The organism is Neobacillus sp. 19, assembly GCF_049463095.1.
GTDB lineage: Bacteria > Bacillota > Bacilli > Bacillales > Cytobacillaceae > Neobacillus.
Genome location: NZ_JBMPZU010000098.1, coordinates 1 through 8,888, shown reverse-complemented (window position 1 = coordinate 8,888; position 8,888 = coordinate 1). Strand labels below are relative to the sequence as shown.

Annotated in this window: 4 protein-coding genes, 11 tRNA genes and 3 rRNA genes; 3 read left to right on the top strand and 15 right to left on the bottom strand. The window is 46.3% G+C overall.

Annotated features, from left to right (window positions below; genetic code table 11):
* The 3 genes from ACO1D1_RS26320 to ACO1D1_RS26310 form a co-directional block, all read left to right on the top strand.
* Window positions 1–215, top strand: a 215-nt coding sequence (locus ACO1D1_RS26320) for a hypothetical protein (RefSeq protein ID WP_423337626.1), incomplete at its 5' end; no start/stop codon positions are given.
* Between the two features lie 31 nt (window positions 216–246).
* Window positions 247–1,209 carry a LacI family DNA-binding transcriptional regulator gene (locus tag ACO1D1_RS26315; RefSeq protein WP_423337625.1) on the top strand — a complete coding sequence of 321 codons (963 nt, stop codon included), beginning with the start codon at window positions 247–249 and terminating at the stop codon, window positions 1,207–1,209.
* Window positions 1,210–1,345: 136 nt separating this feature from the next.
* Entirely contained in the window at window positions 1,346–2,140 is a 795-nt protein-coding gene (locus ACO1D1_RS26310; RefSeq protein WP_423337624.1) for a Cof-type HAD-IIB family hydrolase, read from the top strand.
* 239 nt (window positions 2,141–2,379) lie between these two features.
* Here the strand turns inward: ACO1D1_RS26310 and hpt are convergent, their stop codons facing one another.
* From hpt to ACO1D1_RS26235, 15 genes are all read right to left on the bottom strand, one after another.
* Complete coding sequence (hpt, locus tag ACO1D1_RS26305) at window positions 2,380–2,907, bottom strand: hypoxanthine phosphoribosyltransferase (RefSeq protein WP_149868594.1); 528 nt, start codon at window positions 2,905–2,907, stop codon at window positions 2,380–2,382.
* A 498-nt stretch (window positions 2,908–3,405) separates the two neighbouring features.
* Window positions 3,406–3,479 (bottom strand) — tRNA-Ile (locus tag ACO1D1_RS26300).
* 5 nt (window positions 3,480–3,484) lie between these two features.
* Window positions 3,485–3,558 (bottom strand) — tRNA-Gly (locus tag ACO1D1_RS26295).
* Between the two features lie 16 nt (window positions 3,559–3,574).
* A tRNA-Gln gene (locus ACO1D1_RS26290) sits at window positions 3,575–3,649 on the bottom strand.
* A 16-nt stretch (window positions 3,650–3,665) separates the two neighbouring features.
* Window positions 3,666–3,741 (bottom strand) — tRNA-His (locus ACO1D1_RS26285).
* Window positions 3,742–3,784: 43 nt separating this feature from the next.
* A tRNA-Asp gene (locus ACO1D1_RS26280) sits at window positions 3,785–3,861 on the bottom strand.
* A 3-nt stretch (window positions 3,862–3,864) separates the two neighbouring features.
* Window positions 3,865–3,938, bottom strand: a tRNA-Met gene (locus ACO1D1_RS26275).
* A 168-nt stretch (window positions 3,939–4,106) separates the two neighbouring features.
* A tRNA-Ser gene (locus tag ACO1D1_RS26270) sits at window positions 4,107–4,199 on the bottom strand.
* Between the two features lie 26 nt (window positions 4,200–4,225).
* Window positions 4,226–4,302: transfer RNA gene (locus ACO1D1_RS26265), tRNA-Met, on the bottom strand.
* 28 nt (window positions 4,303–4,330) lie between these two features.
* Window positions 4,331–4,407: transfer RNA gene (locus tag ACO1D1_RS26260), tRNA-Pro, on the bottom strand.
* A 10-nt stretch (window positions 4,408–4,417) separates the two neighbouring features.
* Window positions 4,418–4,494: transfer RNA gene (locus ACO1D1_RS26255), tRNA-Arg, on the bottom strand.
* Between the two features lie 22 nt (window positions 4,495–4,516).
* Window positions 4,517–4,591 (bottom strand) — tRNA-Glu (locus tag ACO1D1_RS26250).
* A 40-nt stretch (window positions 4,592–4,631) separates the two neighbouring features.
* Window positions 4,632–4,748, bottom strand: a 5S ribosomal RNA gene (gene rrf, locus ACO1D1_RS26245).
* An 81-nt stretch (window positions 4,749–4,829) separates the two neighbouring features.
* Window positions 4,830–7,768 (bottom strand): 23S ribosomal RNA (locus tag ACO1D1_RS26240).
* Between the two features lie 240 nt (window positions 7,769–8,008).
* A 16S ribosomal RNA gene (locus ACO1D1_RS26235) occupies window positions 8,009–8,888 on the bottom strand; the annotation flags it as partial.

Here is an 8,888-nt window from a genome sequence, read left to right as displayed (position 1 = left end):
TCATTATGCATATGGTGTCAGGCACCTTTATTTCTTTTTGGGAATATACTGAAAGATTTCTTTTGTTTCGAAGCTGTCAACTAAACGGTTTAGCCAGTCATAGTAAACTTCTCCAAGTTGAAGCCGGCCCTATGTGGCAGGCGTTGCTGACAGAAGCTTCGTTTCGGATAGTTTGGGTCAGCTTTCTTTTTTCTTCATACCTTTATAGACTATAATCGATATAACCTGATTAAAAATGGTGATCAAATGACAAACATTAGAGAATTAGCCAAAATCGCCGGTGTTTCGGTTTCTACAGTATCACGAGTTCTTAATAACCATCCGTACGTAAGTGAGGAAAAAAGGAATGCCGTATTGGCTGCCATTAAGGAGAGTAACTATCAGCCAAATATTAATGCCATTCATTTAAGTTTAGGGAAAACTTTTCTAATCGGTGTGGTTGTCCCCTTTATCGACCATCCTTACTTTGCTCTTTTACTTAAAGGGCTGGCGATCGAAGCATTGGAACACAACTATAAGCTGGTGCTAATTCAGAGCAACTACGAAGAAGTTAGAGAGTTGGATGCATTAAAAATGCTTAAGCAAAAGCAGATTGATGCGTTAATTATTTGCTCCAGAATCTGCGGCTGGTCAACAATCGAAGAATTTACACCGTTTGGTCCGATTGTTTTATGTGAAGATACAAGAGGAAAAGATGTTTCCTCCACCTATGTCGACCACTATAAAACATTTATTTTTGCATTAGAATACCTGTTTCAAAAAGGCCATCGAAAAATTGGCTATAGTATTGGCCGTAATACAGGATCGAATAGTAAATTTAGAGGAATGGCTTTTAAGGATTTTGCGAAAGATTTTCAACTGCCGTATGAACCTGACTATATTTTTGAGGAGTGCCTTTACTTCGAGGATGGTGAACGGGTAATCTCGCGGATCAAACAAATGGCTGATCCCCCCACAGCCTTGTTGATTACAAGTGATGATGTAGCAGCCGGGATCGTCACCTGTGCCCAGCAGCAAAATATTTCAATTCCTGATGACCTCGCTCTCATCGGTTTTAACAATCAGCCCATTGCCAAAATGATGAATATTACCACGATAGAAATTCCGCTGGTGGAAATGGGACGGAAGTTATTTTTACAAGGAATTGTTGAAACCGGAGTCACTTATCAGGAAATTCCAGTTAAATTAATTGAACGTCAAACGGTATGAAATATAGGGCAAAACCCCTTGACCTGAAACGCGTTTCATAAATTATGCTATTTCTGTAAGACGATACAACACCAAGTCGGCGTGATCAGAATCCTGAGCGTAACGACGGTGTTGTATTATACGGAGGTGCAGAAATATGGAAAAATCAATTGTGTTTTTTGATATTGACGGGACGCTATTAAATGAAGAAAAGAAAATTCCAGCTTCTACGAAAAGAGCTGTCCAATTGCTTCAGGAAAAAGGGATTCATACTGTTATTGCTACTGGACGTGTTCCGAATATGTTTTACTGGATTCAAAAGGAACTAAATATTGATTCCTATGTATCGATGAATGGACAATACGTGGTATTTAAAGGGAAAGAAATTTATTCTAACCCGATTGACCCTAACATGCTGCAATCTCTTTCGACGATGACAGCAAATAATGGGCATGCCTTAGCTTTCTGCAGTCATCTTGATTATAAGGTTAGCCAAAGCAATCATCCTTACATCGAGGAGGGGTTTGATTCATTGATGATGCCCTATCCGGAAGTGGATGAAAAGTATTATACTCATTCGCCCATTTATCAAGGACATCTTTATTGTAATCCGCAGGATGCTCAAGTGTACTTTGACCAATTCCCTGATTTCAGTTTTGTGAAATGGGATAGCAATGCCTATGATATCCTTCCTAACGGCGCGTCAAAAGCGGTCGGTATCCTCAAAATGCTGGAGATCTTAGACATAGAAAAGGAGAACAGCTTTGCATTTGGCGATGGGTTGAATGATTTGGAAATGCTGGAAATGGTTGGAACAGGCGTTGCGATGGGAAATGCCGTGCCAGAAGCAAAGGCTGCAGCAGATGTGATTACAACCTCCTCTTCACAGGACGGGATTCTAAATGGTCTTATTCAAGTTGGACTGTTGGAGAAAGACTTAGCGTCAGCGTAAATGATTTGTCACTTATAAAATACGATATTAAAGATATTTCAAGCAAAAATTCAATTAGGTAAAAGTGATGAAGGGGCGTTTCTCTTGAATTGCCGATGAGTTTTGCCCTTTATATGGCCGATGAAGGACTTTTCACTCGAATTTCCGATGAGTTTTGTCCTTCATAAGGCCAATGAAGGACTTTTCAACCGAATTTCGGGCGAATTTTGTCCTTCATAAGGTTATTAAAAGAAGAAGCTTTAACACTCTTCAACCGTAGCAATATAAGGTAGATTGCGATACATTTGTGCATAGTCAATCCCGTAACCCACTATAAATTCATCCGGAATAACAAACCCAGTATAATCTGCTGTCAATTCCACTCTTCTTCTTTCCGGCTTGTCTAACAATGTGCAAATTTTTATTTGCTTTGGTTTATGCATGCTTAAATGGTCTCTTAAGAAATGCAAGGTTAATCCGCTATCAATAATATCCTCCACTACAACCACATTTTTATTTGTTATATCAGTATCTAAATCCTTCAAAAGCTTTACCTTTCCAGTTGTCTCCGTCTGATTACTGTAGCTGGAAACCGAAATGAAATCGACTTTTATATCTCCCTTCATTTCTCGAATCAAATCAGCTGCAAAGACAAAGGACCCTTTAAGAACAACAATAAGGTAGATTGGTTCATTGTTAAAATCCTTTTCTATTTCTTCTGCAAGCTTCTTAACCCTCTGCTTAATTTCCGTTTCTGAAATCATCTGATCTTTGATTCTGTATGTCATGATTCTTCCCTCTTTCCATTCACTCTAAAAAACTAGTTCCTTTACTGTTTTAAACAAAAGCAGCTATACTTCCACTTGATTTCTCTATCTTGGCAGATTTATCAGCAAATATCAAACAGATTAATACACCATACCATGGATAATTTCGAGCAGAGTCTTATATTACATAATTGGGGGGAAGTGCGTCGTAGTTAGTTGTTGGCATGGGAATTAAAGACAAAATGCATGTTCCTTTCGCTGGAAATGTCTTTAAGAGCCCTTATTAAAGACAAACCATATGTTCTTACCGTTGAAATTGTCTTGATGTTTGGCTGAAGATTCACTTAAACATTGATATAGAAAATCACGGCCACCATTTTGTAGCTACTTCGATTTAAAAAGAATAAACAAATACAATTAATTGAAATGGAGCACCATTGATTGTTTAAAAAGAAAAAGTGCCTAACCCTCAATAGTTATTACTACATCGGGATCAGACACTTTTTATAATTTATATGATGGGCCTAAATGGACTCGAACCATCGACCTCACGCTTATCAGGCGTGCGCTCTAACCAGCTGAGCTATAGGCCCCTAAATGGAGCGGGTGATGAGAATCGAACTCACAACATCAGCTTGGAAGGCTGAGGTTTTACCACTAAACTACACCCGCAATTGAAAAAGTATGATGGCTGGGCTAGCTGGATTTGAACCAACGCATGTCGCAGTCAAAGTGCGATGCCTTACCGCTTGGCTATAGCCCAATAAATGAAATGGAAATGGGGCGGCTGATGGGAATCGAACCCACGAATGTCGGAACCACAATCCGATGCGTTAACCACTTCGCCACAACCGCCAAAATCTATATATCAATAGTAGACAACCTACTAGGAAACAGATGGCGGTCCGGACGGGACTCGAACCCGCGACCTCCTGCGTGACAGGCAGGCATTCTAACCAACTGAACTACCGGACCAAATTGCGGGGACAGGATTTGAACCTGCGACCTTCGGGTTATGAGCCCGACGAGCTACCGGACTGCTCCACCCCGCGATAATAAAAATTATAAAGTTTTGCCCATGCTCAAAGCATACATGGACTGTATCAATCTCAGCAAGCATATTCAAGCAGCAGCTCGATTGATACAACTCGCAGTTTATTCATTGAAGCAACGCTCGTTGCTCCACCCCGCGATAATAATAATAAAGTTTTGTGATTTAATGGAGGAGGAAGAGGGATTCGAACCCCCGCGCGGTTTGACCCGCCTGTCGGTTTTCAAGACCGATCCCTTCAGCCAGACTTGGGTATTCCTCCATTTTATAAAAAATCACAAAGTCATATGGTAGCGGCGGAGGGGATCGAACCCCCGACCTTACGGGTATGAACCGTACGCTCTAGCCAGCTGAGCTACACCGCCAAAACATAAATCATTTAAAAGCTTCGACTGGTCGGGAAGACAGGATTCGAACCTGCGACCCCTTGGTCCCAAACCAAGTGCTCTACCAAGCTGAGCTACTTCCCGATAACACTAATGGCGCGCCCGAAAGGAGTCGAACCCATAACCTTCTGATCCGTAGTCAGACGCTCTATCCAATTGAGCTACGGGCGCATAATTGTTCATGATAAAGATATGGTGACCCCTACGGGATTCGAACCCGTGTTACCGCCGTGAAAGGGCGGTGTCTTAACCGCTTGACCAAGGGGCCATAGTAATTTTTGGCAAAATAATAGCCCCAAAGGGGCTTAGCCTGGCAACGTCCTACTCTCACAGGGGCGCATGCCCCAACTACCATCGGCGCTGAGAAGCTTAACTTCCGTGTTCGGTATGGGAACGGGTGTGACCTTCTCGCCATAGTTACCAGACTATTTATTTGAGGTTTCATTCCCTCAAAACTAGATAATGCAGAAGAAGTTTTTTGTAAAAACGAGTTCAACCACTTAAAAATGGTTAAGTCCTCGATCGATTAGTATCAGTCAGCTCCACATGTCGCCATGCTTCCACCTCTGACCTATCAACCTGATCATCTTTCAGGGATCTTACTAGCTTAACGCTATGGGAAATCTCATCTTGAGGGGGGCTTCATGCTTAGATGCTTTCAGCACTTATCCCGTCCGCACATAGCTACCCAGCGATGCCTTTGGCAAGACAACTGGTACACCAGCGGTGCGTCCATCCCGGTCCTCTCGTACTAAGGACAGCTCCTCTCAAATTTCCTGCGCCCACGACGGATAGGGACCGAACTGTCTCACGACGTTCTGAACCCAGCTCGCGTACCGCTTTAATGGGCGAACAGCCCAACCCTTGGGACCGACTACAGCCCCAGGATGCGATGAGCCGACATCGAGGTGCCAAACCTCCCCGTCGATGTGGACTCTTGGGGGAGATAAGCCTGTTATCCCCGGGGTAGCTTTTATCCGTTGAGCGATGGCCCTTCCATGCGGAACCACCGGATCACTAAGCCCGACTTTCGTCCCTGCTCGACTTGTAGGTCTCGCAGTCAAGCTCCCTTGTGCCTTTACACTCTACGAATGATTTCCAACCATTCTGAGGGAACCTTTGGGCGCCTCCGTTACTCTTTAGGAGGCGACCGCCCCAGTCAAACTGCCCACCTGACACTGTCTCCCACCCCGATCAGGGGTGCGGGTTAGAATTTCAATACAGCCAGGGTAGTATCCCACGACGCCTCCACCGAAGCTAGCGCTCCGGCTTCTCAGGCTCCTACCTATCCTGTACAAGCTGTACCAAAATTCAATATCAGGCTACAGTAAAGCTCCACGGGGCTTTCCGTCCTGTCGCGGGTAACCTGCATCTTCACAGGTACTATAATTTCACCGAGTCTCTCGTTGAGACAGTGCCCAGATCGTTACGCCTTTCGTGCGGGTCGGAACTGACCCGACAAGGAATTTCGCTACCTTAGGACCGTTATAGTTACGGCCGCCGTTTACTGGGGCTTCGATTCAGAGCTTCGCTTGCGCGACCCCTCCTCTTAACCTTCCAGCACCGGGCAGGCGTCAGCCCCTATACTTCGCCTTGCGGCTTCGCAGAGACCTGTGTTTTTGCTAAACAGTCGCCTGGGCCTATTCACTGCGGCTCTTCAGGGCTATGAACCCTAAAAGAGCACCCCTTCTCCCGAAGTTACGGGGTCATTTGCCGAGTTCCTTAACGAGAGTTCTCTCGCTCACCTTAGGATTCTCTCCTCGCCTACCTGTGTCGGTTTGCGGTACGGGCACCTTGAATCTCGCTGAGGCTTTTCTTGGCAGTGTGGAATCAGGAGACTTCGGTACTAAATTTCCCTCGCTGTCACAGCTCAGCCTTTACGGTGAACGGATTCCTGATTCACCAGCCTAACTGCTTATAGACGCGCATATCCAACAGCGCGCTTACCCTATCCTCCTGCGTTCCCCATCACTCAAACGATCGATACGGTCGTACAGGAATATCAACCTGTTGTCCATCGCCTACGCCTTTCGGCCTCGGCTTAGGTCCCGACTAACCCTGAGCGGACGAGCCTTCGTCAGGAAACCTTTCGTTAGGCATACGGTGGATGAGGTTGCACTCGTCTTTCGCTACTCATACCGGCATTCTCACTCTAAGCGCTCCACCAGTCCTTACGGTCTACCTTCAACGCCCTTAAACGCTCTCATACCACTGACACCAACGGTGTTTAATCCACAGCTTCGGTGATACGTTTTAGCCCCGGTACATTTTCGGCGCAGAGTCACTCGACCGTGAGCTACTACGCACTCTTTAAATGGTGGCTGCTTCTAAGCCAACATCCTGGTTGTCTAAGCAACTCCACATCCTTTTCCACTTAACGTATACTTTGGGACCTTAGCTGGTGGTCTGGGCTGTTTCCCCTTTCGACTACGGATCTTATCACTCGCAGTCTGACTCCCACGGATAAGTCTTTGGCATTCGGAGTTTGTCTGAATTCGGTAACCCGATGAGGGCCCCTAGTCCAAACAGTGCTCTACCTCCAAAGACTCTAACAACGTCAGGCTAGCCCTAAAGCTATTTCGGAGAGAACCAGCTATCTCCAAGTTTGATTGGAATTTCTCCGCTACGCACACCTCATCCCCGCACTTTTCAACGTGCGTGGGTTCGGGCCTCCATCCAGTGTTACCTGGATTTCACCCTGGACATGGGTAGATCACCTGGTTTCGGGTCTACGACCACATACTCAAACGCCCTATTCAGACTCCGCTTTCGCTGCGGCTCCAGTCTCTTCAACTTAACCTTGCATGGGATCGTGACTTGCAGCATTCATCTACAAAAGGCACGCCATCACCCCATAAACGGGCTCTGACTACTTGTAGGCACACGGTTTAGGAACTATTTCACTCCCCTTCCGGGGTGCTTTTCACCTTTCCCTCACGGTACTGGTTCACTATCGGTCACTAGGGAGTATTTAGCCTTGGGAGATGGTCCTCCCTGCTTCCAACCAGATTCACATATACAGCCATACTCAGGATCCACTCAGGAGGAACAAAGTTCGACTTACAGGGCTTTTACCTTCTCTGGCTGACCTTTCCAGGTCGCTTCATTTACCCCGTTCCTTTGTAACTCCATGTTGAGTGTCCTACAACCCCAAGAGGCAAGCCTCTTCGTTTGGGCTATGTCCCGTTTCGCTCGCCGCTACTCAGGGAATCGCGTTTGTTTTCTCTTCCTCCCCCGGGTACTTAGATTTTTCAGTTACCCGGGTATGCCTTATTCCTATGTATTGGGTTAAGGTTCTGTTTCCATTACGAACAGTGGGTTTCCCCATTCGGAAATCTCCGGATCAAAGCTTACTTACAGCTCCCCGAAGCATATCGGTGTTAGTCCCGTCCTTCATCGGCTCCTAGTGCCAAGGCATTCACCGTGCGCCCTTTCTAACTTAACCTAAAAAGGTTTATAACTCTTATTCAATAAGAGAGAAAAACTAAAATGGCGATTACTCGATGTTTACTTTGCTTCTTCTTACGATTATCTAGTTTTCAAGGAACAAAAAAGTCTTTGAGAGAATTGTTTCGAATCATCACCTAACGGTCATGATCCTCACAGAAAAGATTGCTCCCTCAAAACTAAACAAACAAGAAACGTCAACCTTATTATCAGTCCGAAAGGACTGCATTATCCTTAGAAAGGAGGTGATCCAGCCGCACCTTCCGATACGGCTACCTTGTTACGACTTCACCCCAATCATCTGTCCCACCTTAGGCGGCTGGCTCCATGAAGGTTACCCCACCGACTTGGGTGTCACAAACTCTCGTGGTGTGACGGGCGGTGTGTACGAGGCCCGGGAACGTATTTCACCACGGCATGCTGATCCCGCGATTGCTCGCGGTTCCCCGGCTTCATGCAGGCGAGTTGCAGCCTGCAATCCGAACTGAGAATGGTTTTATGGGATTGGCTAAACCTTACGGTGTTCGCAGCCCTTTGTACCATCCATTGTAGCACGTGTGTCACCCAGGTCATAAGGGGCATGATGATTTGACGTCATCCCCACCTTCCTCCGGTTTGTCACCGGCAGTCACCTTAGAGTGCCCAACTGAATGCTGGCAACTCAGATCAAGGGTTGCGCTGCGTTGCGGGACTTAACCCGACATCTCACAACACGAGCTGACGACAACCATGCACCACCTGTCACTCTGTCCCCGAAGGGGAACGTCCTATCTCTAGGAGTGTCAGAGGATGTCAAGACCTGGTAAGGTTCTTCGCGTTGCTTCGAATTAAACCACATGCTCCACCGCTTGTGCGGGCCCCCGTCAATTCCTTTGAGTTTCAGCCTTGCGGCCGTACTCCCCAGGCGGAGTGCTTAATGCGTTAGCTGCAGCACTAAAGGGCAGGAAACCCTCTAACACTTAGCACTCATCGTTCACGCTAAGCTGACCGGGTATCTAATCCTGTTTGCTCCCCACGCTTTTCGCGCCTCAGCGTCAGTTACAGACCAGAAAGCCGCCTTCGCCACTGGTGTACCTCCACATCTCTACGCATTGCACCGCTACACGTGGAATTCCGCT

Bases quoted from the DNA above. Each gene is read 5' to 3' on its own strand.
- hpt (WP_149868594.1), bottom strand. From the start codon at position 2,907: ATGACATACAGAATCAAAGATCAGATGATTTCAGAAACGGAAATTAAG.
- ACO1D1_RS26315 (WP_423337625.1), top strand. From the start codon at position 247: ATGACAAACATTAGAGAATTAGCCAAAATCGCCGGTGTTTCGGTTTCT.
- ACO1D1_RS26310 (WP_423337624.1), top strand. From the start codon at position 1,346: ATGGAAAAATCAATTGTGTTTTTTGATATTGACGGGACGCTATTAAAT.